This window comes from Rhodovulum sp. MB263, assembly GCF_002073975.1.
Taxonomy (GTDB): Bacteria; Pseudomonadota; Alphaproteobacteria; order Rhodobacterales; family Rhodobacteraceae; genus Rhodovulum.
Genome location: NZ_CP020384.1, coordinates 1,942,810 through 1,968,216, shown reverse-complemented (window position 1 = coordinate 1,968,216; position 25,407 = coordinate 1,942,810). Strand labels below are relative to the sequence as shown.

At 67.6% G+C, this 25,407-nt stretch carries 19 protein-coding genes; 13 read left to right on the top strand and 6 right to left on the bottom strand.

The features are described from left to right. Nucleotides 1–34: 34 nt before the first annotated feature. The 5 genes from B5V46_RS20660 to B5V46_RS09145 all read left to right on the top strand — a co-directional run bounded on the left by B5V46_RS20660 (nt 35) and on the right by B5V46_RS09145 (nt 5,318). Nucleotides 35–169, top strand: a complete 135-nt coding sequence (locus B5V46_RS20660; RefSeq protein WP_255377914.1) for a hypothetical protein — start codon at nt 35–37, stop codon at nt 167–169. Continuing rightward, nucleotides 159–1,691 carry a hypothetical protein gene (locus B5V46_RS09160; protein WP_080616324.1) on the top strand — a complete coding sequence of 511 codons (1,533 nt, stop codon included), beginning with the start codon at nt 159–161 and terminating at the stop codon, nt 1,689–1,691. The genes B5V46_RS20660 and B5V46_RS09160 overlap by 11 nt, the downstream gene beginning before the upstream one ends. Next, on the top strand, nt 1,688–2,623 hold the full coding sequence (locus tag B5V46_RS09155; protein ID WP_080616323.1) for a tyrosine recombinase: 936 nt from the start codon (nt 1,688–1,690) through the stop codon (nt 2,621–2,623). Before B5V46_RS09160 ends, B5V46_RS09155 begins: the two co-directional genes overlap by 4 nt. A 54-nt stretch (nt 2,624–2,677) precedes the next feature. Then, on the top strand, nt 2,678–3,985 hold the full coding sequence (locus tag B5V46_RS09150) for an HlyC/CorC family transporter (protein WP_080616322.1): 1,308 nt from the start codon (nt 2,678–2,680) through the stop codon (nt 3,983–3,985). Nucleotides 3,986–4,730: 745 nt separating this feature from the next. After that, nucleotides 4,731–5,318 carry an invasion associated locus B family protein gene (locus B5V46_RS09145; protein ID WP_155774000.1) on the top strand — a complete coding sequence of 196 codons (588 nt, stop codon included), beginning with the start codon at nt 4,731–4,733 and terminating at the stop codon, nt 5,316–5,318. A 93-nt stretch (nt 5,319–5,411) separates the two neighbouring features. Here B5V46_RS09145 and B5V46_RS09140 read toward each other — a convergent pair whose 3' ends face one another. From B5V46_RS09140 to B5V46_RS09125, 4 genes are all read right to left on the bottom strand, one after another. Further along, nucleotides 5,412–6,620, bottom strand: coding sequence for a beta-ketoacyl synthase (locus B5V46_RS09140; protein WP_080616320.1), 1,209 nt, complete (start codon nt 6,618–6,620; stop codon nt 5,412–5,414). Next, complete coding sequence (locus tag B5V46_RS09135; protein ID WP_080616319.1) at nt 6,617–6,883, bottom strand: acyl carrier protein; 267 nt, start codon at nt 6,881–6,883, stop codon at nt 6,617–6,619. Before B5V46_RS09135 ends, B5V46_RS09140 begins: the two co-directional genes overlap by 4 nt. A 33-nt stretch (nt 6,884–6,916) precedes the next feature. Further along, a complete protein-coding gene (lpxD, locus tag B5V46_RS09130; protein ID WP_080616318.1) occupies nt 6,917–8,008 on the bottom strand; it encodes a UDP-3-O-(3-hydroxymyristoyl)glucosamine N-acyltransferase in 1,092 nt (363 codons plus the stop codon). Between the two features lie 63 nt (nt 8,009–8,071). After that, complete coding sequence (locus tag B5V46_RS09125; RefSeq protein ID WP_231119074.1) at nt 8,072–9,586, bottom strand: murein L,D-transpeptidase; 1,515 nt, start codon at nt 9,584–9,586, stop codon at nt 8,072–8,074. 417 nt (nt 9,587–10,003) lie between these two features. Between B5V46_RS09125 and B5V46_RS09120 the strand changes: the two genes are divergently transcribed. The 6 genes from B5V46_RS09120 (at nt 10,004) to B5V46_RS09095 (ending at nt 17,177) form a co-directional block, all read left to right on the top strand. Next, complete coding sequence (locus B5V46_RS09120) at nt 10,004–10,570, top strand: DUF882 domain-containing protein (RefSeq protein WP_080616316.1); 567 nt, start codon at nt 10,004–10,006, stop codon at nt 10,568–10,570. A gap of 424 nt (nt 10,571–10,994) precedes the next feature. Continuing rightward, nucleotides 10,995–12,212 (top strand): NAD-dependent epimerase/dehydratase family protein, encoded by a 1,218-nt coding sequence (locus B5V46_RS09115; RefSeq protein ID WP_080616315.1) that lies wholly within the window; start codon nt 10,995–10,997, stop codon nt 12,210–12,212. After that, nucleotides 12,209–13,051 carry a glycosyltransferase gene (locus B5V46_RS09110; protein WP_080616314.1) on the top strand — a complete coding sequence of 281 codons (843 nt, stop codon included), beginning with the start codon at nt 12,209–12,211 and terminating at the stop codon, nt 13,049–13,051. The genes B5V46_RS09115 and B5V46_RS09110 overlap by 4 nt, the downstream gene beginning before the upstream one ends. Beyond that, nucleotides 13,048–13,944, top strand: a complete 897-nt coding sequence (locus B5V46_RS09105) for an NAD(P)-dependent oxidoreductase (RefSeq protein ID WP_080616313.1) — start codon at nt 13,048–13,050, stop codon at nt 13,942–13,944. The genes B5V46_RS09110 and B5V46_RS09105 overlap by 4 nt, the downstream gene beginning before the upstream one ends. A 143-nt stretch (nt 13,945–14,087) precedes the next feature. After that, nucleotides 14,088–14,813, top strand: a complete 726-nt coding sequence (locus B5V46_RS09100; RefSeq protein ID WP_080616312.1) for an STAS/SEC14 domain-containing protein — start codon at nt 14,088–14,090, stop codon at nt 14,811–14,813. Between the two features lie 189 nt (nt 14,814–15,002). Next, nucleotides 15,003–17,177 (top strand): AAA family ATPase, encoded by a 2,175-nt coding sequence (locus tag B5V46_RS09095; protein WP_080616311.1) that lies wholly within the window; start codon nt 15,003–15,005, stop codon nt 17,175–17,177. Nucleotides 17,178–17,272: 95 nt separating this feature from the next. Here the strand turns inward: B5V46_RS09095 and B5V46_RS09090 are convergent, their stop codons facing one another. Next, nucleotides 17,273–18,343 carry a TAXI family TRAP transporter solute-binding subunit gene (locus tag B5V46_RS09090; RefSeq protein WP_231119073.1) on the bottom strand — a complete coding sequence of 357 codons (1,071 nt, stop codon included), beginning with the start codon at nt 18,341–18,343 and terminating at the stop codon, nt 17,273–17,275. 42 nt (nt 18,344–18,385) lie between these two features. Then, the gene (locus tag B5V46_RS09085) at nt 18,386–19,843 is read right to left on the bottom strand and encodes a hypothetical protein (RefSeq protein WP_080616310.1); all 1,458 of its coding nucleotides are present in this window, start codon (nt 19,841–19,843) and stop codon (nt 18,386–18,388) included. A 315-nt stretch (nt 19,844–20,158) separates the two neighbouring features. On the opposite strand from B5V46_RS09085, the gene B5V46_RS09080 reads away from it, so the two are divergent. Then, a complete protein-coding gene (locus tag B5V46_RS09080) occupies nt 20,159–22,750 on the top strand; it encodes a bifunctional diguanylate cyclase/phosphodiesterase (RefSeq protein WP_080616309.1) in 2,592 nt (863 codons plus the stop codon). A 94-nt stretch (nt 22,751–22,844) separates the two neighbouring features. Continuing rightward, nucleotides 22,845–24,362, top strand: coding sequence for a hypothetical protein (locus tag B5V46_RS09075; protein WP_155773998.1), 1,518 nt, complete (start codon nt 22,845–22,847; stop codon nt 24,360–24,362). Nucleotides 24,363–25,407 lie beyond the last annotated feature (1,045 nt).

Sequence of the window (25,407 nt, the reverse complement as noted above, 5' to 3'; positions counted from 1 at the left end):
AAACGCGCGAGCAGACCGAAAGAGGCAGAGCAGCATGGTGCGACTGATCAAGGCACTGTTTATCATCATTATTCTATTGTTCCTCGGGCTGGTGGGCTTTGCCTATCTGGGCGATCTGGATCCGGCGCAGCAGACGGTGACCGAAAGCCTCACCCTCGATGTCGACTGAGGCGCGCATCGCGGCGCTCGTCGCGGGCGCCCTGACATGGGCCGCGCCCGCGCTGGCCGAGCGGCCGCTCTCGGCGATCGACTGGCTGTCGGATTCGGTCGCGGCCGCAGGCCCGCGCAAGCCCCCGCCCGTCATCACCCCGGTGCCCGGCGCCGAGCCGATCACGGTGGTTCCGCTGGGCACGACGCTGCTCGATGCGGTCGGATTGCTGCCGCCACAGGTCAGCGGCCTGCCGCGCAGCTTCTGGGGGCCGGGCGAGACCCAGGCCATCGCCCGCGCGGTGCGGGCCGAGCGGGTCGATACCCTGCCCGCGGTGCAGGCGCTTCTGGTCACGCTGCTGCTGGCCGAGCTGGACCCGCCGACCGGCGGCGGCCCCGACGGGCAGCTTCTGCTGGCGCGGCTCGACAAGCTGCTCGATCTGGGCGCGCTCGATCAGGCGCAGGCGCTGGTCGAACGCGCAGGCCCGACGGCGCCCTCGCTGTTCCGGCGCTGGTTCGACATCTCGCTGCTGACCGGACAGGAGGACCGCGCCTGTTCGGCGATGCGGGCCAATCCCGGCATCGCCCCGACCTTCCCGGCCCGGATCTTCTGTCTGGCGCGCGGCGGCGACTGGAACGCGGCCGCCCTGACACTGGAAACCGGCCTCGCGCTCGGCTTCGTCAAGCCCGAGGAAGACGTGCTTCTGGCCCGCTTCCTCGACCCGGCTCTGGCCGAGGAGAGCGACGCGCTGCCGCTGCCGACCCGGCCCTCGCCGCTGATCTTCCGGATGCGCGAGGCGATCGGCGAGCCGCTCTCGACCACTACCCTGCCCGTCGCCTTCGCCCGCGCCGACATGCGTAGCTCCGCCGGCTGGAAGCCGCGGATAGAGGCCGCCGAGCGGCTGGCCCGGACCGGGGCGCTGACGCCGAACGAGCTGCTCGGGGTCTGGACCGAACGCAAACCCGCCGCCTCGGGCGGGCTCTGGGACCGGGTCGCGGCCTTGCAGGCCTTCGATCTGGCGATTTTGTCGGGCGATCCCGAGGCGGTGACCGAAACCCTTGCCCCGGCCTGGAAGGCCATGGCCTCGGCAGAGCTCGAAGTGCCCTTCGCCCAGCTTTACGGACCGCGGCTGGCGCGGCTGACCCTGCCCGGCGCGACCGGGGCGCTGGCGTTCCGGATCGGTCTGCTCAGCGACGAATATGAAGCCATCGCCCAGGGCCGCGAGCCGCAGACCAACGAAGAGGCGTTTCTGGTCGGCATCGCCCGGGGCGGCGAATTGCAGGGGGTGCCGCCGCTGGGTTCGCTGGCCGCCGCGCTGCGGGACGGCTTCGACCGGCCCGGGCTGGGGGCAGGCCCGTCGCGGCTGATCGAGGAGGGCCGGCTTGGCGAGGCCGTCCTTGCTGCCATCGATCTGCTGACCGACGGCGCGCAGGGCGACATTCTCGACGTGACCCGCGGGCTGGGGTTGTTGCGCCAGCTCGGGCTCGAGGACGCGGCCCGCAAATCGGCGCTGCAACTGATGCTGCTGGAGCGGCGGGGATGACGCCGGATGCCGCGCGCTGGATCTCGGCCTTTCTCGAGGCCAAGGCCGCCGAACAGGACGCGACCGCCAATACCCAGCTTGCCTATGGCCGCGATCTGAAGGATTTCGCGGGTTTTCTCGAGCGCCGGAAGCGGTGCTTCGAAACTGCCGACGAACCCCTCATCACCGCCTATCTCGTCGCCTGCGAGGCTGAGGGGCTGGCCAGGACGACACGCGCGCGGCGGCTGTCGGCGATCAAGCAGCTCTACCGCTTCGCCTATGAGGAGGGCTGGCGGCCGGACAATCCGGCGCTGCAGATCCGCGGCCCCGGCCGGGCGCGAAGCCTGCCGATGACGCTGAGCCATGACGAGGTCGAGCGCCTGATCGCGGCCGCGGGCCAGAGCCCCCGCGACGCGATCCGCAATACATGCCTGATGCAGGTGCTCTATGCGACGGGCATGCGCGTGAGCGAGCTGGTCACGCTGCCGGTCGCCGCGGCGCGGGGCGATCCGCGCATGCTGCTGGTCCGGGGCAAGGGCGGCAAGGAACGGATGGTGCCGCTGACCCGGGACGCGCGCGACGCGCTGACCGCCTGGCTTGCCGAGCGCGACGCGGCCGAAGAGGCCGCCCAGGCCAGGGGGCAGCCCGCCAGCCGCTATCTCTTTCCGGGCCGCGGCCGGGACGGGCATCTGACCCGGCACCGGTTCTATGTGCTGATCAAGGAATTCGCGCTGGCGGGCGCGGTCGATCCGACCCGGGTCACGCCGCATACGCTGCGTCATGCCTTCGCCACCCATCTTCTGGCCGGGGGCGCCGACCTGCGCGCGATCCAGACCCTTCTGGGCCATGCCGATATCGCCACCACCGAAATCTACACCCATGTGCTGGACGAGCGGCTGCGCGAGCTGGTTCTGACGCATCATCCTCTGGCCCGCGACGCCGATCCGTCTTGAACGGGCGCCCCCCTGCCCCCATAACCAGAGGGACGATCCCGAACAGAGAGATCCATGGACACCCCCACCGCGGTCGCAGATGCGGCCTTATTCATTTCAGCCAGCGCCATCATTGCCCTGCTGCTGATGTCGGCCTTTTTCTCGGGGTCGGAAACCGCGTTGACGGCCGCCTCGCGCGGCAAGCTCCGGGCCCGGGCCGACAAGGGCGAGAGCGGTGCCCAGACCGCGCTCGACATTACCGAGGACAACGAGCGCCTGATCGGCTCGGTTCTGCTGGGAAACAACTTCGTCAACATCCTCGCGACCTCGCTCGCGACCTCGCTTTTCACCAGGATCTTCGGCGATTCGGGCGTGGCGCTGGCGACGCTGGTGATGACGCTCGTGGTGCTGGTCTTCGCCGAGGTGCTGCCCAAGACCTATGCCATCACCAATCCCGAACTCGCTGCCTCGCGGGTCTCGCCCCTGATCCGGCTGATCATCCTGATCCTGTCGCCGATCGTCAGCGCGGTGCGCGTTCTGGTGCGGCAGATCCTGGCCCTGTTCGGCGTCCGGGCCGATCCCGACAGCCAGATCATGGCGGTGCGCGACGAGATCGCCGGAGCGCTGCAGCTCGGGCATTCCGAAGGCGTGGTTGAAAAGGAAGACCGCGACCGCATTCTCGGCGCGCTCGATCTCGGCGACCGGACCGTCGAGGAGATCATGCTGCACCGCTCACAGATCGAGGTGGTCGATGCCGACCTGCCGCCCGAGGCGATCCTGTCGCAATGCCTTGAAAGCTCGCATACGCGGCTGCCGATCTACAAGGGCGACCCCGAGAACATCATCGGTGTGATCCATGCCAAGGATCTTCTGCGCGCGGTCGAGCGGCTGATGCGCGGCCCCGACGGCTCGCCCGAGAAGCTGTCGGAGATGCGCGTGCTCGAACTGGCACGCAAGCCCTATTTCGTGCCCGACACCACCACGCTTGACGACCAGATGCGCGAGTTCCTGCGTCGCCACACCCATTTCGCGCTGGTGGTCGACGAATACGGCTCGTTGCGGGGGCTGATCACGCTGGAGGACATCCTGGAAGAGATCGTCGGCGAGATCACCGACGAGTTCGATGTCGACAGCGAGCGCCCGCTGCGCCGCAGCGAGGACGGGGCGGTGCTGGTCGATGGCGCGATGACGATCCGCGATCTGAACCGGGCGATGGACTGGAACCTGCCCGACGACGAGGCCAATACCATTGCGGGGCTGGTGATTCACGAAGCCCAGTCGATCCCGACCCCGGGCCAGGTGTTCTCGTTCCACGGCTTTCGTTTCGAAGTGCTGCAGCGCCAGGCGAACCGGATCACCCGGCTGAAAATCCGTCCACTCTGACAACCGGGGCGCTCCCGCCCCCGGCCGGCAGGGCGCCTCCGGCGCCCCTTGTCCGGGCTTGGGCCCAGCCGCGCCCGTTCCGGGCGCGGCGCCTGCGGCGCGGGGTATTTCCGCCAGGAAGAAGAGAGGGCTGTCCGCGCGGGCATTCTTAGGGACGCGCGGGTCTCGCCGGGCGAGGCCGCGACAGCGAGGGGCCGCGCTGAACAGACGGTTGATGAAGCGAATATACGCCCGGGGATTTCGGACAGCGGCAGGGCGACTGCAATCTGCGCCTCATCGTCGCAGAAAACCGACCTCCTGCCCCGCCGACTTTGTTTCTTCGAAAACTTTAGGCGGATTGGACAATACTTATTTAACTTTTCGCTGCCAATCTTCTTCCTATCCTGCTTTCCGGGCCTTCGGTTCGGGCGGGTCTTCCTCCCTGATGGACTGGCCGCATCTCCGCGATGCGGCCTTTTTTTGTCGCCCCCAGGTTGCGCGCGCAATAATCTTTGCATGTTGACGCTCCCTGGCAAACTTCGTAGCCTGTCCTTCATCAAAAAAAGGTCGGCCCGTCCGACAGGGAGCAAGCACTAAGGGAAAAGGGTCGCGGCGCGGCCCTTTTTTCACGTCTGGAAAAGCCTTGCCTGCCCTGCAATTGCCCACTGACAGCAGGTCGCAGCTGGTGTAGACCGGCAGCGACGAGCATCCAAGAAAGGCAGGCATGACGATGCGAGAGTTTATCGGACCCCTTGGACTGGCCCTCATGACCGCGATCGCGGCGCCGGCTCTGGCCCAGGAGGCCCCGGCCCAGCCCGAGGGCAACGCGGCTCCGGCCCAGGTCGAAAGCACTCCGGCCGGAGATCTGCAGATGGGCCAGGAAGAGGCGCCACAGGCGCCGAAGGCCTTCGTGAAGGACACCTTCAAGGACTGGCGCGTGATCTGCGTCGAGATCGAAGAGCGCGAATCCTGCAACATGCAGCAACTGATGCGCGACAGTGACGACAATGCCGTGGCGCAGATTTCGGTCGCGCCGATGCCGCCGGCGGCAGCGCCGCGCGTCGCAGCCGTCGAGATTGCGACCCCGCTCGAGACGCTGCTGTCGGAGGATCTGCGGATCCAGATCGATTCCGCTCAGGCGAAGCGCTATCGCTTCTCCTTCTGTACCCCGCAAGCCTGCGTGGTGCGCTTTGCGCTGTCGGCCGAGGATCTCGCGGCCTTCAAGGGCGGCAAGGGAGCCACCGTCTCGATCGTTCCGCTGGCCGCCCCGGACCAGAGAGCCGATATCAAGATGTCGCTTTCGGGCTTCACCGCCGCATTCGACGACGCGCTGTCGACGATGTCGGGCAACTGAGACACGGATCTTCCCGCGTGATCCGGACAGAAAAACGCCGCCCCTCGGGGCGGCGTTTCTTGTCAGGAGACCCTGAAGACCGGCGCGACAGGATCAGACCTTGCGCAGCGCCAGAACCGCGTTGAGCCCGCCGAAGGCGAAGGCATTCGACAGCACAGCGCTGACCTGCGCCTCGCGCGCCACATTCGGGACCACGTCGAGCGCACATTCCGGGTCCGGCTCCTGATAGCTGACCGTCGGCGGGATCACCCCCTCGCGCAGCGCCATGATGCAGGCCAGAAGCTCGACCGCGCCGGTGCCGCCGATCAGATGGCCATGCATCGACTTGGTCGAGGACATCATCAGCCGGTCGGCATCGGCACCGAAGACATCGGCCACCGCCGCGCATTCGGTCTTGTCATTGGCCGCAGTACCTGTGCCATGGGCATTGATATAGCCGACATCCCCGGGCGCGAGCCGGGCATCGCGCAGCGCCCCCGAGATGGCACGGGCCGCGCCCTGACGCGAGGGCATCACGATGTCGGAAGCATCCGAGGTCATGGCGAAACCGATCACCTCGGCCAGGATCTCGGCACCACGGGCCTTGGCATGGTCGTAATCCTCGAAGACGAAGACCGCCGCGCCCTCGCCCTGGACCATGCCGTTGCGATTGGCACTGAACGGGCGGCAGGCATCCTTCGACATCACCCGCAGCCCTTCCCAGGCCTTGATCCCACCGAAGCACAGCATCGATTCCGAGCCGCCGGTGACCATCACCCGGCTCAGCCCCGAACGGATCATCTGGAAGGCCTGCCCCATCGCGTGGTTCGACGAGGCACAGGCCGTCGCCACGGTGAAACTCGGCCCCTTGAGATTATAGGCCATCGAGACATGGCTCGCGGCCGCATTGTTCATCAGCTTCGGCACGACGAAGGGGTGAACGCGGTTCTTGCCCTCCTCGTAGACCGAGCGGTAATTCTCGTCGAGCGTGTTCATGCCGCCGCCCGAGGTCCCGAGCACCACGCCTGCCTCTTCAGACAGCTCGCCGTCGAAGGTCAGCCCGGACTGCCCGACCGCCTGTTGGGCCGCCAGCAGCGTGAACTGGGTGAAACGGTCGTAAAGCGCGATCTGTTGGCGGTTGAAATGGGCCTCGGGGTCATAGCCCCGGACCTGACCGCCGATCCGGATCGACAGCCGCTCGATATCGCGAAGGTCAAGCTCGCCGATCCCGCAGCGCCCCTCGCGGAACGCAGCCAGGGTCTCGGCGACCGAATGGCCGAGCGCGTTGATCGTGCCCTGGCCGGTAATGACGACGCGCTTCATGCCTGTTTTTCGGCAACCAGGCCTTCCACGGCTTTCACGATGGCCTCGACCGAGGAGATGTCGAATTCGCTTTCGGTGGGTTCGTTGGCGTTGAACGGCACCTGGATGTCGAAGGCCTCTTCGATCGCGAAGATCGACTCGACCAGGCCGAGGCTGTCGATCCCGAGATCTTCCAGCGTCGAGTCCATCTTCACGTCCGAGGGCTCCAGCACCGCCTGTTCAGCGATGATCTCGATCACCTTGTCCTTGACGCTATCAGACATGAAAAGCCTCTCTGCCCTTGAATCAGCGTGGGTTTAGTCTCTATCGGCCAGCTTTGAAACCGCTTTTTGCAGCTCGGCCACCTGAGCGAACAGCCGCGGCAGGCGGCGCAGGCCCTTGTAGGATTCGATATGGGTTTCCATCCGCATCGCGGGATAGCCCAGCAGCACCCGGCCGGCCGGCGCATTGGAAAAGATCTTGGTCGCGCCGCCCGCGATCACGTCATCGCCGACGAAGATGTTGTCATTGACCCCGACCTGCCCGGCCAGCACCACACGGTTGCCGATCCGGGCCGAACCGGCGACGCCCACCAGGCCGCACATCAGGCAGTCTTCGCCAACCTGGCAGTTGTGGCCGATCTGCACGAGGTTGTCGATCTTGGTGCCCGAGCCGATGCTCGTGTCGCGGATCGTGCCCCGGTCGATGGTCGAATTGGCACCCAGCTCGACATCGTCGCCGATCGTGACAGAGCCCAGCGAATGGATGCGGGTGTAACGCTGCTGACGCGCGCTGCCGGTGTCGCCCAGGGTCTCGCGCACCGCCTCGACCGCCGATTTCTCGGGGGTAACGAAGGAAAAGCCGTCTCCGCCCACCGTCGCGCCCGGCTGGGCGATGAAGCGGTCGCCGATCGTGACCCGGGCGCAGATCCGGACGCCATACATCAGCAGAACATCATCGCCGATGCGCACATCCTCGGCCACCACCGCATGGGCGGCGATGCGGGCATTGGCACCGATCCGGGCCCGCGCACCGATCACCGCATAGGGGCCGATGGCAGCCCCCGGCCCGATCATGGCCGAGGGATCGACGATGGCGGTCGGGTGGATGCCGGGGCCGATTTCGGGGCCCGGATCCATCATCCGGGTCAGCCCGGCCATGGCCAGACGGGGGCGCGGCGCGAAGATCGCGGCCTTCAGCCCCATCGCCCGCCAGTCGGCGCCCGACCACAAGACCGCGGCCTGCGCCGCGCCTTCGGTCAGACCGTCGGCATATTTCGGGTCCATGGCCAAAGCCAGCTGGTCCGCGCGCGCCGCCATCGGTTCCGCCGCACCGGTCACCTTGAAGTCGAGAGCGCCCTCGGCGGGTGCGCCAAGGGCGGTTGCGATCTCCTGGATCGTGAAGCTCATGCCGTTCTCCTGCCCGATTATCCGGAACGCCCCAGGGCGCCCCGGCTGGTTCTGGCGGGAGATTTAGCCCTGAACCTCGGGCAGCGCCACCCCGGCGGCCTGCAATGCGTCGAAAATGGCACCGTCGCGCCCGTAGACATCGCGACGATACTGCATCCGCCCCTTGGGATTGCCCATCGCGGTGCGGTAGATCAGATGCACCGGCAGCGGCGGGTCAAGATTGACACGGGTCTCGCGACCGCTGCGCAGCTTGGACTCGAACAGTCCCTTCGGGTCGTCGGTCTGCCCGGCGAGCAGTGCATAGGCAAAGTCGAACGGATCGTTGAGCCGGATGCAGCCATGGCTGAAAGCGCGGGTCTCGCGATTGAACAGCGACTTCGACGGCGTGTCGTGCAGGTAGATGTTGTAGCGGTTGGGGAACATGAACTTCACCCGCCCAAGCGCATTGCCGTTTGACGGCGGCTGCTTGAGGTCGAAGGGGAAATTCGACGCGGTATATTTGCTGAAATCGACCGCGGCACGGGTGACCACGCGCCCCGCGCCGTCGACCAGCATCAGATGCCCGGCCGCGTTGGGGTTGTTCTGGAATTGCGGCAGGTATTCGCGCACGGCGATCGAGCGCGGCACGTTCCAGGTCGGATTGACGACCATGTGGTTCATCATGTCCGAGAATTCCGGCGTCCGGTAGTCGCGCGCATTGCGGCCGACGACCGAACGGGTCTCGAAGACGGTCTCGCCGTGATCGACGATACTGGCATGGAAATCGGCGATGTTGACCAGCACATGCCGGTCCCCGCGCGCATTGCCCAGCCAGCGCTCGCGCTCCATCGCCACCAGCACCGAGCGCAGGCGGCGTTCGGGCGGGACGTCGAGCTCTTCGAGGGTGCTGGGGCCGACAATGCCATCGGCATTGAGCCCGTGGTCGAACTGGAAGGCCTGCACCGCCTTCTGCAGCGTGGCATCATAGGTCTGGGTCGCGATGCGCGGCAGGTAGCCCATCGCGATCAGGCGGTTTCTCAGCGCGATGACGCGCGGGCCGGACTGGCCGGGCTCGATCTTGCCGACGGCGCCGATCTCGGGCCCCCAGCCGCCTTCGGCGATCAGTCGTTCAAGCCGGATCTTCTCGCGCATCAGGCGGGCATATTCGGGGCTTTGCGGCGAGAGGCCGCGCAGATAGGCCAGCGGCGAGGGTGCCGCGGCAAGCCTCGCGATCAGCGTCGCGGGCGCGGGCCGATCGAGCTTGCGCTTGATCTCGGACAGCACCGCCCCCGGGGTGAGAACGCCCCGGCTCGCGTCATGCGCATAGTCGAGATACATCCGCATCGCCGCGACCTCGGCCCGGCCGATGCCGCGCTGGGTACGGGCGTCACGGAAGGTCTCGACCAGGCGTTCGACATCGTAGCGGGCGGCCGGAAGCCCCTGTGCCGAGGCGTCCTGCAGGACCGTCACCAGCGCGCGGCGACGCGCCTCGGCCTCGGCCGAGGTCCAGAACGGCGCATAATCGCGGTCGCGATAGAAGGCGGAGATCGCATCGTCCTGCGCGGCGGCGGCAGCGACCGCTTGCTTGAAGGCGGTCATTTCGGTCTCGGCAAGGGCCGGGGCCGCAACCCCAAGGCAAGCGGCTGCAAGGCCCGCAAAAGCGGCCCCGCGGAGGAAGGTCATGGGCATCAATTCTTTCCCGTCAGGCAGTTCCAGTCGCGCGAATGGCACCCACAATCGGGCAATTCCGAAGTTCTGTCCACTTAGATTAGGCGCCACAACCAAAACGCGGGGTTAACCGTGGCCGTTCCGCCTCATCGTGAAAAAAACGTCGCGCGCCCCCGAAATGAGCAAGATCTTGCCAATTTGACCCACCCCGAAGGGGGTGCGGCGATTCCTTCCTTGGCCCGGCCGCCGAGTTATGAGATAGGGTGGCAGGGTTCCGGGGACGGGCCCGACCATAAAAAACACCGCGAAAACGCGGGATTGGAGCGAATTGGGGCAGGCGGAGCAAACATGACGACACCCAGAAACTGTTTCACACGCCGTGGCGTGTTGGCGGCTTTTGCGGCGACTGCCGCGGTGGCTGCACCGACATATTCGAATGCTTTCGGACTGATGCGCGGGGCTGGCGATGTGCGGCGCCTGCGGATGTATTCGGGCCGAACCGGCGAAAGCATCGACACTGTATACTGGATCGACGGCGAGTATGTCGGCGAGGCAGTCAAGGAAATCAACCACTTCATGCGCGACTGGCGTTCGGGCTCGGTGATCCCGATGGACCTTCGCAATCTCGACATCCTGGCGGCCGCGCATGGCCTCATGGATGTGCGCGAACCCTATATGCTGCTTTCGGGCTATCGCACCGCGCAAACCAACGCGATGCTTCGTGCGCACTCTTCGGGTGTCGCCAAGAAATCCCTTCACATGCAGGGTCAGGCGGCGGATGTCCGGCTCAAGAGTCGGTCGGTCGATCAGATCGCGCGCGCAGCAGGCGCCTGCCATTCCGGCGGTGTCGGGCGTTATTCCCGCTCCAACTTCGTGCATATGGATTGCGGGCCGGTACGCAGCTGGGGCCGCTGAGGCGGATCCGGCGACAGTTTGCCATGACGCGAAGCGGCACGATACCGGACTGCGACAGCCGGTCCGGCAGTCGTGTCGTGTCGCCTCATGCCCCGGAATTGCCCCGTCCCGGCGCATCCCGAAGATGTGTTGCGTCCCCGACATCATGCCCTCCCAACGCCGGACATCGCGTTCGGTTCCTCATGTCGGGGCGGTCCCGCGACTCGGGCCGCGTCCGCAGACGGGCCTGCATCCCCATGGATCGCGGCCCCGCGCGGGGATCGAAGGCCCGCACCGGGCTGGAAAAATCCCGGAACCGCATTGATTTCCACATCGGTGGGGCTGACATGAAAGTTTCAAATGACAGTCACCTCGCCGCTCCGGTAACGAACGCCGCATGGGCGGCGCGATGCCGCCGGTTTTAAGACCCCGAAAGGAGATGTCGATGAAGATTGCGGTTCTTGGCGGAGACGGTTTTTGTGGCTGGCCCACATCGCTGCACCTGTCCAACCTCGGCCACGAGATACACATCATCGACAATCTCAGCCGACGCTGGATCGACACCGAGCTGGGCGTGCAGTCGCTGACGCCGATGGACTCGATCCAGGAACGCTGCCGGATCTGGAAGGAAGTCTCGGGCGAGCAGATCCATTTCCACCTGATCGACCTCGCCAAGGAATATTACCGGCTCCGCGACTGGCTGGCCGAGAACCGCCCCGACGCGGTGATCCATTTCGCCGAACAGCGCGCCGCGCCCTATTCGATGATCTCTGACCGCCACAAGATCTACACCGTCGACAACAACATCAACGCCACTCACAACCTGCTGGTGGCGATGGTCGAGACCGGGCTCGACGCGCATCTGGTGCATCTGGGCACGATGGGGGTGTATGGCTATTCGACCGTCGGCGCGCCGATCCCCGAGGGCTATCTCGACGTCTCGATCGACACGCCCGACGGGTCGAAGGAGATGGAGATCCTCTATCCGACCCGGCCGGGCTCGGTCTATCACATGACCAAGTCGCTCGATCAGATCCTGTTCCAGTTCTACGCCCAGAATGACGGCGTGCGCGTGACCGACCTGCATCAGGGCATCGTCTGGGGCACCAATACCGACCAGACCCGGCGCCATCCGCAGCTGGTGAACCGGTTCGATTATGACGGCGATTACGGCACCGTGCTGAACCGCTTCCTGGCCCAGGCCGCCATCGGCTATCCGCTGACCGTGCATGGCACCGGCGGGCAGACCCGCGCCTTCATCCATATCCAGGACACCGTGCGCTGCATCGAACTGGCGCTGAAGGATGCCCCCGCCAAGGGCGACCGGGTGAAGATCTTCAACCAGATGACCGAGACCCACCGGGTTCGCGATCTGGCCGAGCTGGTGTCGAAGATGACCGGTGCCAGGATCGCCTATCTGCCGAATCCGCGCAAGGAAGCCGCCGAGAACGAGCTGATCGTGAAGAACGACAATTTCCTCGGCCTCGGGCTCGATCCGATCACGCTGCAGGAGGGCCTGCTGGAAGAGGTGGTCGAGATCGCGAAGAAATTCGCCCACCGGGTCGACCGCAAGCGCGTGCCCTGCGTCTCGGCCTGGACCCGCGATCTGGCCAGCCGGGTCGAGCGCGATCCGGAAGGCAAGCGGCTGAAGTCGGTCTCGTGACCGAGGGCCTGAGGCCCGCACGGGGCGCAGGGGCACGGCATGCCTATGTGACGCTGGTCACCAACGCGGATTTCGCGTTGGGGGCCAGGGCCCTGATACGCTCGCTGAAACGGACGGACGGACGGGCCTCGGATATCTGCGTGCTGCATACCGGCGGCGTGGCCGAGGCGGATCTCGCGCCCCTTTCCGATCTGGGCGCGCGGCTGGTCGAGACCGACCTGCTGCCGACCTCGGACGCCTTCAACGCCGCCCATGCCCGCGACAAGCTGCATCGCGATGCGCCCTTCACCAAGGGCACCAAGCCCGCCTTCCACACGCCGCTCGACAATTTCTGCAAACTCCGGCTCTGGCAGCTCGATTACGAGCGGGTGATCTTTCTCGATGCCGATACGCTGGTGCTGCAACCGATCGACCGGCTGTTCGACTACCCCGAGCTTTGCGCCGCGCCGAATGTCTATGAAAGCCTGGCCGATTTCCGGCGCATGAATTCGGGCGTCTTCACCGCTCGGCCCGATCCCGCCACCTTCGGGACGATGATGGCCCGGCTCGATGCGCCGGGCGCGTTCTGGCGGCGGACCGACCAGACCTTCCTGCAGGAGTTCTTCCCGGGCTGGCACGGGCTGCCGGTCTTCGACAACATGCTGCAATATGTCTGGTTCAACCTGCCCGAACTCTGGTCCTGGCCCGACATCCGCGTGCTGCATTTCCAGTATGAAAAACCCTGGCAGGACCACGACAAGGCCGACCGCCTCAAACCGCTGATCGATCTCTGGCGGGCCCATGCGGATGGCAGCCAGATCCCCGACACCACCTCCCTGCCCGGACCCGCCGCCTCATGACCCTGGCCGTCACCGGCGCCACCGGCCTTGTCGGGCGTTTCTTCGTCGAGGACGCGCTGGGCGCGGGCGAGCCTGTCACGATCCTCGGCCGCACCCCGCCGCCACCCGGCTTCTTCCCGGCGCCGACCGGGTTCCGCCCCTATGCGCTTGGCGACCGCCCGGACCTGAGCGGCATCGACGCGCTGATCCATTGCGCCTTCTCGCATCTGCCGGGACGCTACCGGGGCGGCGAGGGCAGCGACCCCGAGGGTTTCACCCGCGCCAATCTCGACGGCTCGGTCGCGCTTTTCGAAGCCGCCCGCGCGGCCGGAACCGGCACCGTCCTGTTCCTGTCGAGCCGCGCGGTCTACGGCCGCTACCCGCCCGGGACCGCTCTGACCGAGACGCTCACCCCCTATCCCGACACGCTTTACGGCAAGGTCAAGGCCGAGGCCGAGCGCCGCCTCTTTGCCCTCGCCAGCGACAGCTTCGCCCCGGTCGCCCTGCGTGCCACCGGCATCTACGGCGCCGCAGGCCCCGGCCGGGCCCATAAATGGCAAGCGCTCTTCGATGATTTCCGCCAGGGCCGCCCGATTGCGCCCCGCCGCGGCACCGAGCTGCATGGCGCCGATCTCGCCGCTGCCGCCCGGCTGCTGCGGGACACCGGCGCCCGCGGGATCTTCAACGCCTCCGACATCCTGCTCGACCGCCATGACCTGCTGGCGCTTGTGGCCGAGGCCGAGGGGATCCTCCATCCGCTGCCGCCCCGCTCGGACGCGGCCGTCAGCGTGATGCAATGCGACCGCCTCGCGGCCCTGGGCTGGACGCCCGGCGGGATCGCCCGGCTCAAGGCGAGTCTTCCCGCGCTTTGCCGCCCCCGACCGGCCCTGACCGGCCCGGGCCCGGCCGACTGACCGCCCGCACCCGGCCTGTCTCTTCTTCCTGGCGAAAATACCCATGACACGGACTGCCATCCCTCCCCGCCACCCGGGGATGGAACCTTGGCGGGGCGTCCCTACATATTCCTCAAGACGTCATCAGTGAGGATTTCCGAACCATGATCGACATTACCGAGGAAACGGCCGAAGGCCTGCTCGAAATCCGGGCCACGGGCCGCGTCACCGAACAGGATTACGAAACCGTCCTGATCCCCGCCGTCACCCGCGCCCTCGACTGGGGCATGCCGATCCGGCTGCTCTACCAGATCGGCCCCGATTTCGAGGGCTATTCCGCGGGCGCGCTCTGGGCCGATGCCCGGCTCGGGCTGAAGCGCTGGCGCGGCTTCGGAAAGATCGCCGTCGTCACCGACAGCGACAAGATCGAAGCAGGCGTCCGGATGTTCGGCTTCACCCTGCCCTGCCCGGTCCGCACCTTCGATCTCGACGAGCGCGACGCCGCGCGGCTCTGGCTGCGCGAATCGCTCGGCACGATCCATCTCGAGGAAATCGGCGCCGACGCCCTCGAGGTCCGGCTCATCGGGCGCCTCGACAGCGCCAGCTACAAGACCCGCAGCCCGGATCTCGACGCCTATGCCGCCGCGCATGAGCGGTTCCGGCTGATGGTCGATCTGCGCCGCTTCGAGGGCTGGCAAGGGCCCTCGGCGCTTGGCGAGCATGTCAACCTGATCCGCCATCACCGGCATCAGCCCTGCCGGATCGCCGTCGTTGGCGACAAGTCATGGATGAAGCTTGCGGAAACCCTGCTGCCGATGATGCTGGATGCCAAGGCCAAGTATTTCGACGAGGACGATTATACCGCCGCCCGGGCCTGGCTTCTGACCTGAGCCCGCGCAGCGCCCGGTTGCCGGCCCGTCTCCCCCGGGCCGGCTTCGCCCTGTCCTCGCGGTCCCTGGCGATGACCGCTGCCTGCCAGCCCTGAAACGAGACCCGATGCAAGATTCGACGCGAGACTCGACGGGGCTGCGCTGTTCCCGCATGATCGCTCAGGTGGCAAGAGGAACACGGCATAACGCATGTACGTTGCATTCTTCGGACTGGCGCAACGCCCGTTCGGCCTGGCGCCCTGCGAGGGGGCGGTGCATTGGACCGACCCGCATTGGCATGATTTCGAACGCCTGCGCCTGGCGCTGATCGACGGCGCGCCTCTGGCGCTGGTGCTGGGCGACACCGGCACCGGCAAGACCACCTTTCTGCGCGCGCTCCTGCGGGACGACACCCTGACCGGGATCTTCCGGCCCGCCTTCCATGCCAATCCGATCGGAGACGGTCCCGCGCTCCTGCGCTGGATCCTCTCGGCCTTCGGCGCCGAGGCGGGCGCAGCCGAGCCCGACAGGCTCCTGGCCCGGGTCGAGACCGTGATGGCCGAGATCCGTGCCGCCGGCCGGCTGCCGCTGCTGGCGATCGACGAGGCGCAGGGCCTGTCAACGGCCGGTCTGGAGATGCTCGACCGGGTGGCCCGCCCCGGACAGGGCGCAGGCGCGGCCTTCCGGCTGGTGCTGTCCGGCCTGCCCGAACTCGAACCCCATCTCGAACAGAGCCATCCCTCCTTTCTGGATCTGGCGCAGGACAGCCAGGTCCGGCTGCAGCCGATGACCGCGACCGAGACCGCCGATTATATCCGAAGCCGCATCGTAGCGGCCGGAGGGGAGGCCGACGCGCTTTTCGACCCAGAGGCACTGGCGCTGATCCACCGTCATGCCCATGGCCTGCCGCGATTGGTCAACACGATCTGCGACCGCGGCCTGAACGCCGCTTTCGGCGCCGACCGGACCTGCCTCGACGGCGCTTTCCTCCGCGAGCTGCTGGCCGACTGGCAGGATACCGCCGGCGATGGAATCTGCCTGTTCGAAGGCCCCGCGCCTTCGCTGCCGCCGCGGCCGAAGGCGGCCCCGCCGGGCGCGCGACTGCGCCCCGTTGCGCAATCGCCACCGCCCGAGACGGCCCCCGAGACGGCGGCTGCCGGCTCTGCGCGGCCGGAAGCTGATCGGGTCAACAAGCCTGTCTCGGCGGCGGCTTCCGTCCCCGAGCCCTGCCCCGCGCCGGCCCGCCTCCGCCCGCGCAGGACGCGCCTTCTGGCTGCCACGACCGGCGCCGCGCTCGGCCTTGCGGCGGTCTTCGTCGGCAGCACCCTGATCGTCGGGGGGCCAGACGATCCGGCATCTCCGGGCAATACAGGCGCCCCGCGCCTGGCCACTGCCAGCCCCTTTTCCGAAGGCCGCAGCGAGGCGCCGCTCGCTGATCGGCTGCGCGCAGCGGAAACCGCCAGCGCTGAAACGGGTGCGGCAGCCGAACACCTGACCAGGACCCGGATCGCGGCCGCCGAGGCCCGTCTTGCCGAGACCCGCGCCGAGCTCGACCGTCTTGCGGCGCGGCGTCGCGACGCCATCCAGGAGACCGCCGCCGCCGAGGCCAGACGCGCTGCGGCCCGTGTCGCCGCCGACCGCGCCACGGCAGATTTCGCGCAATTGCAGGACAGGATCGCCGAAGCGGAACTGCGGCTCGACGCGCTGAACGGGCGGCTGAGCGCGGGCGGCGCCGCGCCGCTGACAGGGGTGCAGGCCACCGCCGCGCGTCCCGTTCCAAAGCCCGACCCCGGCTCCGGCCCGCCCCCCGAGCAGCGAACCGAGCAGAGCCCCGAGCCGAAGCTAGATCCGGCCGCCTCTCCGCTCATGCTCGACGCCGCACCGGCCGATGCGCGCGTGGCGCAGCGCCAGTACCGGCATGCGCTGGCCAGCAGCGATCCGCTTGACATCGCCATCGCCTATTCCCGGGCGGCGGTGAACGGTCAGAGCCGTGCCGCCTATTACCTCGGCCAGATCTACGAGGTCGGCGACGGCGTCGAGCGCAATATCGACACCGCGCGGCACTGGTACCGGATCGCCGCGACCGAGGTGGTGGCAGCGCAGGTCCGGCTGGACGACCTGCCCGAAGGGCCCGCCGATCCCGACCGGGCCACCGCCCGGCCGCTGGCCGCGCACCTGGCCGGGGGCGTCATCGAGCTGGTCTGGCAGGGAAGCGGCCCCTTCCTGGTCGAACTGGCTGCCGAGCCCGGCCCGCCACAGGCCCGCTTCGCCACGGCTCTGACGGCGGCCCGCCTGAGCCTGCCTGCGGACCTGGCCCTGAACTGGTGGCGGATACGCGCCGGGCGCAATGCCCCCACCGACTGGCAAAGGATCGAGCCGCGCTAGCGGAGCGGGCGGCGGCCCGGGCGGTTGGCATCGGACATGCGCCCGGGATACGCGCAGAGCGATGGGCGGGCTTCCGGACGGCACCGGATGCCCGTTCAGCAACCGCCGATGGCGGCGCAGACCCGATGACGGTAAAGCGCATTCGCCTCGCTCGCGCCGGGCCCCATGGTCGCGCCCTCGCGGGTGCATGGCAGCGAGAATTCGGGATCTATCCCCATGTTGACGCAGGCGGCCACCTCCCAGCCCGGCGGGATATCGGTCAGATCGACCTGCTTCCATTTCGGATGGCCGGTCTCCTTCAACTCCTCGAACCGCGCCAGCAGCAGGTGCGAGAGGCTGCGCACCGCATCGCAACTGGCGCGGTGATAGCGGTTCTTGCGGATCTGATAGTCATAGGTCATCAGAACCGCCTTGACCGCCACCGCCTCGACCGGCCCGGACTGGAACGGATAGGTGTCCGCAGGGATTGTCGCGGGCGTATAGACCGCCTGCAGAACAGGGTCTGTCAGCGCCAGCAGATGGAAACGCCCGGCCTCGATCCCGGGGGTCTGGAAAAGCTTGGTCGGCGCGCCCGCGACATAGAAGAAGGCATCGATCTCGCCTGCCAGGAGCTGGCGCAGCGCCTCGTCGGGGCCGATCTTCACGCGCTCTGCCGCCACCTCGGCCAGGTCGAGCACCAGCGTTGCGGTGACATAGGTCCCGCTGTTCTCGACACCGACCGCAACGCGCCTGCCCGCCATTTCGGCGAGGCTGCCGATCTCGGAACGAGCCAGCAGATGGACCTCTTCGTTGTAAAGGGGAAAGGCGATCCGTACCCCGGCGATGGTGCGCGCCATCTCCGGATCGTTCGCGGCATAGGTGCGCAGATATTCCAGAACGTCGCTCTGGACGATGCCGAACTGGGTAAAGCTCCGTTGCCGGACACCGACGAAATTCTCGAGCGATCCGGCGCTTTCCAGGACATTGAGCGTGATGCCGCATTCCGCGGCGATACCGGCAATGTCGCGGCCGAACTGGATATAGGTGCCGGTCGGGCCGCCGGTCAGGATGTTCTTCTCGAAGGTCTGGGCCGGGACGGAGGCCGCCGGAACCAGGCCCGCGAGCGCGGTGAAAACCATGATGAGGCCTGCCTTCAGGCCGGAAAAGGGACGACTGAAAAGGGACATTCGGCAACACTCCTCACAGCGCGGACGGACGGCACCAGCTTGCTAGCACCGGCCGAGGCCGCGGATCAGCGAAACGAGAGTCTGACGGTTGATCCCGCCGAAGACGGTGCGCAGCGCATCGGGCGCGCACATGCCCTCGCCGAGCAGCCGTTCAAGCTCGGCGCGTTCGGCCTGACTGGCTTCGGCAAGCCCCGGGGCCTCGGAAACCGCCCGGGCGACCGCCTCGGCCGGGGGCGCCGCCCCGGCCCGAAAGGCCGGCCGCGTGCCCGGCGGGAGGGCGGGAGCATCCGGTTCCGGGGGCGCGGTGTCGGCCGCCTCGGTCATCGGCGCAGCGGTTGCGGGCAGCAGGCGCCGCGCGGCCTCGATATCGGCAGCAAGCTGTGCGGCCCGGGCCTCGAGGGCCACGACCTTCGCCTCGGCCGCCCGCTCGCGCTCCTCGGCCATCACCCGCGCCTCCTCGACCAGCGTCGCCGCGCGGGCGCGGCCGTCTTCCGCCGCAGCCTCGGCCTCCTGCCGTGCCAGCTCGGCCGCGTCGCGCGCCGCAGTTGCCGCCTCGAGCTCCTCACGCAACGATGCCAGCGCGGCTTCGGCCTCTTGTCCATCCGCCAGCAGGCCCTCGTGCCGGGCCTCGGCCGCGGCGATCTTCTGCGCCAGTGCCGCAGCCCCGGCTTCGGCCGCATCCGCCGCCTCCTGCGCGGCCGCCGCGCGTTCCCGTGCCGCGCGCTCGGCCTCGACCGCCCGTTCCTGCGCGTCCCGAAGATCGGCCAGCCGGCTTTCGGCCGCGCTGCGCTCCGAACCGGCCTGTCTCGCCGCGGCCTCGTGCTTTTCCCGAAGCGCCTCGACCGTTTCCAGCGCCGCCCGGGCTTCGGCGGTCTGCGCGCGGACCGTCTCGAAAGCGGCCTCCGCTTCGGCCATCCGGGCGGTCTCGGCCTCGAGCCGGGAACGGATGTCGGCCAGCGCCGCCTCTGCCTCTTGCCGTTCGGCCTGCGCGGCCCCGGCGGCGGCCCTTGCCTGCTTGACAGCTTCGGAAAGTTCCGCCGTCTCCTGTCCCGCCGCATCGCGCGCGGCACGGGCCGCCTCGGCCGCGCCTTCCGCTGCTTCGGCGACATCGGTCGCCGTCTCGATCCGGGCCGTCAGCGCGGCCAGCTCGGCCTCGCGCCCCGTCAGCTCCGCGCGCGCGGCCTCGATCCGGCCGCTCAGGTCCGACAGCTCGGCCTGCCCCGAAGCCTCGGCCTCGGATTGCTGCTGTGAGATCCGGTCAAACCGCGCCTCGGCCTCGGCCAGCGCGTTCAGCGCCAGGCGCAGCCGCTCCTGCGTCTTCTGCAGTACCGCCTCGGCCTGGGTGCTCTCTTCCGAAAGCGCCGCGATGATCCGCCGGTAGGAGGCCGCCTGCTGCGACAACTCGGCGACGCCCTCGGGCGTGCCGTCATCCTGACAGATCCCCACCGTGCCCGATATCGACAGCACGGCCGCCGCCGTGGCCAGCCAAGCGTAACGCATCCGTCCCTCGCCTCGTCAAAGCGGTCCCCCCGGACCGGATACAGAAAATTGTGCCCCCGGGCCGGACTCAAGGCAAGGGCCGAAACCCGGACCCCGCCGCAGCGCCTGCCCTCCGTATCGCCCCCCCCGGCAACGCGCCGTTCCGCGCCCGTCGCGGACCGCTCGAATTGTCCGGGTTTTCTTCGGCTGCGTTAAGACTGCGCCAAATCCGGGGTCGCAGGATGCGCCGGCGAACAAATTGTGAACAGGAATGCCCCGCCACCGCCTGCCCTCCACCGACCGGACCGGCGCGCATCGACCGGCCATGCCGTGCCGATGACCCGGCTCGATGTCGACCGAAGGTTCCTGCTGTTGACTGCGGCGGGGTACCTGACGGCGCTTGCCGCCATCGCCGCGGCGCTGTGGCTCGTGGCCATGCCGGCGCTGCACAAGCTGCACCGGGCCGCGCTCGAGACCCAGGCCCAGACCCGCGCGGCCAGCGTGCAGGATGCGCTGACACTGGTGTTGTCGGATGCAAGGGAACTGGCCGAGGCGCCGGCCACGGCCGCCTATCTCGCCGGGTCAGGCCGGATTCGTCCGGCGCAGATGCGACGCGACCTGGAACGGCTAGTCGACGGGGTGACGGCGCAGGCCTTGCTGTTCGACCGCCAGGGTCATGTCCGGCTGCGAACGCCAGGCCGGGTCCGGCGTCCGGTCTTCGGCCTTGCCGAAACCCGCCAGGGGCTCAGCAGTCTCGAAAACGGGCTCATCGGCAACGCGCCCATCGTGTCCTACCGGCCCGGCAAGACGCCGGTCGAGGCGGCCTTCCTCATTTCGTTGCCCATCCTGTCTGACGGGCCGCCGCGCGGCATGCTGGTGATCGAGAAGCATCTCGACCTCAGCCGGGTTCTGGCGGGCGACGCGGTCTCTGCCGCGACACAGCTCGCCACCGGATTTCAGGTGCAGATGTATCCCGAATGGAGCGGCGACCGCACCGATCCGATCGCCGCACCGGTCGTGGGTACCGATTTCTACGTGAAGATCGCACGCAATACCAAGCTCACCGCGCGGCTCGGCTGGGAAATGGGACGCGAGGTCTTCCTGTTCACCGGCTTCGCATTGCTGCTGCCCTTCATGGCAATGGGGCTGGCCGGGCGCCGCTTCATCGTCGCGCCGCATCGCGCGCTGGAAGACAGCCGCCGGCGCCTGGCATCCCAGCAGGTCGAACTGGCCGAACTGGCGCAGATCGCCAGGATGTCCCATGATTCCATCCTGGTCTCGGATCGCGACCGGCGCATCGTCTGGACCAATCCCGCCTTTCTGACCATGACAGGCTATACGGCAGAGGAAGTGCTGGGCCAGAATGCGGATGCGCTTCTTCAGGGGCCCGGCACCGACCCGGACGTCAGTCGCAGCCTGCGCGAGGCCATCGCCGACACGCGTCCGGTCCGCGCCGAAATCCTGAATTACCGCCGCGACGGAACGCCGTTCTGGGCCTATCTCAGCATCACGCCGATCTTTGACAGCCAGGGACAGGTCGCCCGTTTCGCGACCATTTCCTCCGATATCACCCGCCGCAAGGCCTATGAAGGCCAGCTTGAAAGCGTCCGGCGCAAGCTTGAACAGCAGGCCCTTCAGGACAGCCTGACCGGCCTGCCGAACCGGCGCGCGCTTGAACACCTGTTCGAGGCACTCGGCTCCGAGGCGGATCCGCGCACGATCATCCGCATTGATCTCGACCATTTCAAGAACGTCAACGACACCCTTGGCCACGCAGCGGGTGATCATGTCCTGACCCGGATTGCGGCGATCCTGCGCAACTGCATCGCGCCGGGCGATGTCGCGGCAAGGATCGGCGGTGATGAATTCGTGATCCTGCTCGGGAGCGGGCGCGATGCCATTGAGGCGCAGGCCATGGCCGAACGGCTTCGCGACGAGATCCTGCGCGACATCCCGTTCCAGAACAAGACCTGCCGGGTCGGGGCCAGTTTCGGTATCTGTGCCGCCGATGGCCGGCTGGTCGACAATTCCGCGCTGCTGGTCAGTGCGGATGCCGCGCTTTACGCATCGAAAGACGGCGGACGCAACGCGATCACGCTCTATACGCCCTCGCTGCACCGCGACGTGCAGGAAAAGCGCCGCCTTGCCCTCGAGATCGAACAGGCCGTGCTGCGCGAGGAATTCGTGCCCTATTTCCAGCCCCAGTTCGATGCCGCGACCCATGCGCTGGTCGGCATCGAGACGCTGGCGCGCTGGCGCCATCCGCTGCGCGGCATCCTGCCCCCATCCGCGTTTCTCGGGCTTGCCGGGCAGATGTCGATGCTGCCCGAGATCGACCGCATCATCTATCGCAAGGGGCTCGAAGAGGTCGCCGCGATGAACCGTGCGGGCCTTGCCATCCCGAAAATCTCGTTCAATGCAGGCGTCGCCCAATTGCGCGATTCCGATCTGCCCGGCATCGCCGCGGGGATCGAGATCGGGTCCACGCGGATCGCGCTCGAAGTGCTCGAAAGCGTGCTGGTCGAAGAGCAGAACGAGGAATTCTGCTTTCACATCGATCTGTTGCGCGAACAGGGCTTCGGCATCGAGGTCGACGATTTCGGATCGGGCCATGCCTCGGTGGTGGGCCTGATGCAGCTTGCACCCGACGTGATGAAGATCGACCAGCGTCTGGTCGTGCCGGTCACCCGGACCGAGCGGGCCCGACGGCTGGTGCGCAGTATCGTCGATATCGGCCGGACCTTCGGTATCGGCGTGACGGCCGAAGGCGTCGAGACCTCGGCCCATGCCGAAATCCTCGCTGGGCTCGGTTGCGACACATTGCAGGGGTTTCATTTCGCCCGCCCGCTGTCCGCAGACGATTTCAGCAGACGGCTGGCTGCGGGCCGGTTCGGCGACCGCGGCCCGGGCGCGTCCTCGGTCGCCTGAGCCTTCCCTGGGCAGCCTGTTCCGGCAGTCTTCAAGACTTTCGTAACCCATTGGGCGTACCACCGGGAGTGACTGGATGAGCAGGGAGAACCCCGTGACTGGTTTTGCGAACGAGATGTCCCCGGCGTCGGCAAGCTTCGGCCCGGACAGCGCGGCCGCGACGGCCGATGCCACCGTCGAGCCTCGGCCTACACACCTTCTGACCATGTCGCGCGGCGCGCCCGAGGCGGTTCCGGCCTCGGCAATGCGTGTCCTTCGCGCGATGGGCGTCGAGGCCATCATGATGCCCGGCCAGGGCGTGGGCCTCACCTTCCGGCGCGAGATCCCGAATTTCCTTCGGCTCGACCCGTTCCGGCTCACCGATCTGGCCCCCGTGCCCGCTCCCGAAGAGGAGGCAGAGATCGTCCCCGACGACCCCGGCCTCGTGGCGGGGGTATCGGACGAGGATGACGAAATCGCGCCTGCCGGTGACGCGGTCGAAACTGCCGGGATGGCCGACGAAGTCGTCCCGGATGCGGCCCCGGAAGATGAGCCTTCCGACTCCGGGGACGCAATGCCCGAAGACGCCGCCGACGAGCCCGCTTTCGAGGCGGCCATCACGGAGGATGAGGCCTCGGTTCTGGAAGCGATGGCGGAGGAAGAGTTCCCGGATATTCCGGGCGTCCCCGAGACAGAGCTCCGGACGCCACCCGATACCATGTCCGAAACCGGGGACGAAGCCGTCGCCGACCTGGCCGTGCTGTCCGATGAGGCCGGTCCGGGCCCCGATATCGCGCCTGAAGACGACGCCGCCACCGGGGCAGAGCCCCCTCTCTCCGACAATATCGCGCCGGAGGCAGACGACCTCCTTCCCGACATGTCCGAGGCAGAGACAGAGGCCGGGGAAGACCAGCCCGCGGCCGACGGCTCAGACAGTGCGCCAGAGGACGAATTCCCCGATCACACTGGCGAACCGGACGAGGCCGCGGCCGAGACTTTCGGCGCCGCTCTCGACCGGGTGATGGATCGGCTCGACCTGATCGAATTCATGCTCGGCAATCCGCGCGACGATCAGGCAGATGCGGATCCGGGAGAAAGCCTCGGAACGCGGATCTCGACCATCGAGGCCGCAATGACACGGATCGAGGACCGCCAGCAACGTCTGGCCGAAGGTCTCGAGCGGGTCGAAGCCGCTGTGGAGCGGATCGAAACGGCGCTTTATGCGCTCGCCCAATCGTCGAGCGCCCCGACCGACGATGCCGACAGTTCGGAGGCCGCCATCGAGGCGATCGAGCAGCGGATCGAGGCCATTGCCGAACGTCTGGGCGAGGTTCAATCCTCGCATTCGGGCGAGATCGCCGATCTGCTCGAACGGATCGAGCGACTGGCCGAGGCCCAGCCCGAGGGCAGTGTCAGTGGCGACGACATCGCTGCCCGCGCCATCGAGATCGACGCCTTGTCAAGCCTCGTGACCGCGCTGTCCGAACAGCTGATGGCCGGCCATGGAGCCGAGCGGAAGGACAATCTCGATGCCGTTCTCGACCGGCTGAACGCGACCCAGGAGAGCATCGCTGCGATGGTCAGTCAGTTGCTCGAAGGCCGCCCCGTCGCCGAGCAGCGGTTCGGCGCCTGAAACATCTATCGCAGCTTGGGTCCGGGACCGGCGTCTTCCCCCATGCGCCGCCCGGACAGACAAGGCCCCCGATCCGATCCGCGATCGGGGATCGGATCGGGGGTCTTGTCTGCTACGCAAGACGGCAGGCCGTCCACTCTCCGTTGCGGGATCCGGGCTCGGCAGGCTCCGGCCGCCGCTCGTCCGGCCTGCACCCGAACTAGATGCGCGCGGTGATCGGCGCTCAGCCCCGCCTCCGGATTCGGTCCTGAAATCGCGTCCGGAAACGCGGCCTTGGCCCGCGGGACACGCCCTCTTCCGAAGCGCGAGCGACCGCCACGCGCCCCCATCGTCAGAGCGCGAGGCCGGCTGGGCGAATATGACATAGGCCGCCTGATGGGGAACCGGAAAGCGGATCTCGGTGATAATTTCACTCTCCTCCAAGGCGGTATCGAACATGCCCCTAGATAGCCGTCGAGCATGATCTCGCGGATGTTGGTCCGGGTCGCTGGCCTGAGGCAAGCACCACCTCCGTATCGCCGACATGGGCGACCAGATCGGCCAGTGCCGGTGAGGACGCTGCCGCCTCGTCGCAAATGGCGTTGCTGCGCCGATGCAAGGCGCGCCGTCATCGACAAGGCGGATATCCTTGAGTTCGTCGATGCCTGACAGACTGACCAGCCGGGCGACGCTTGGCAAGCGCTGCTTGAGCGCTGGGATCAGAGCCTGCCCGCCCCGCCTGCTATTCGACCAAGGCAGGAGCCCATCGGCGCCGTGCTTCGAACTTGGTGCCGATGAGCGCGCCAGCCACGCCGTACCAGGCTTAGGCCCGCCCCGGTTCCCGCTCGGCCTTCACCTCCAACCGGCCCAAAGGCAGATACCCTATGAGCGCCGCTCCGATCCGCCCGACCGTCCCCCCGATTTGCCAGTGCGATGGTGATCGACAATCACCCCGGTTTTTTGCGATGCGCTGTCAATGACACTGAAATCGGCGGTCGGCATCGGCAAGCTCTAAACCAGCGGCCATCTCGAAGACGCGCCCCGTCGGCTCGGCACCGCGCGGCGC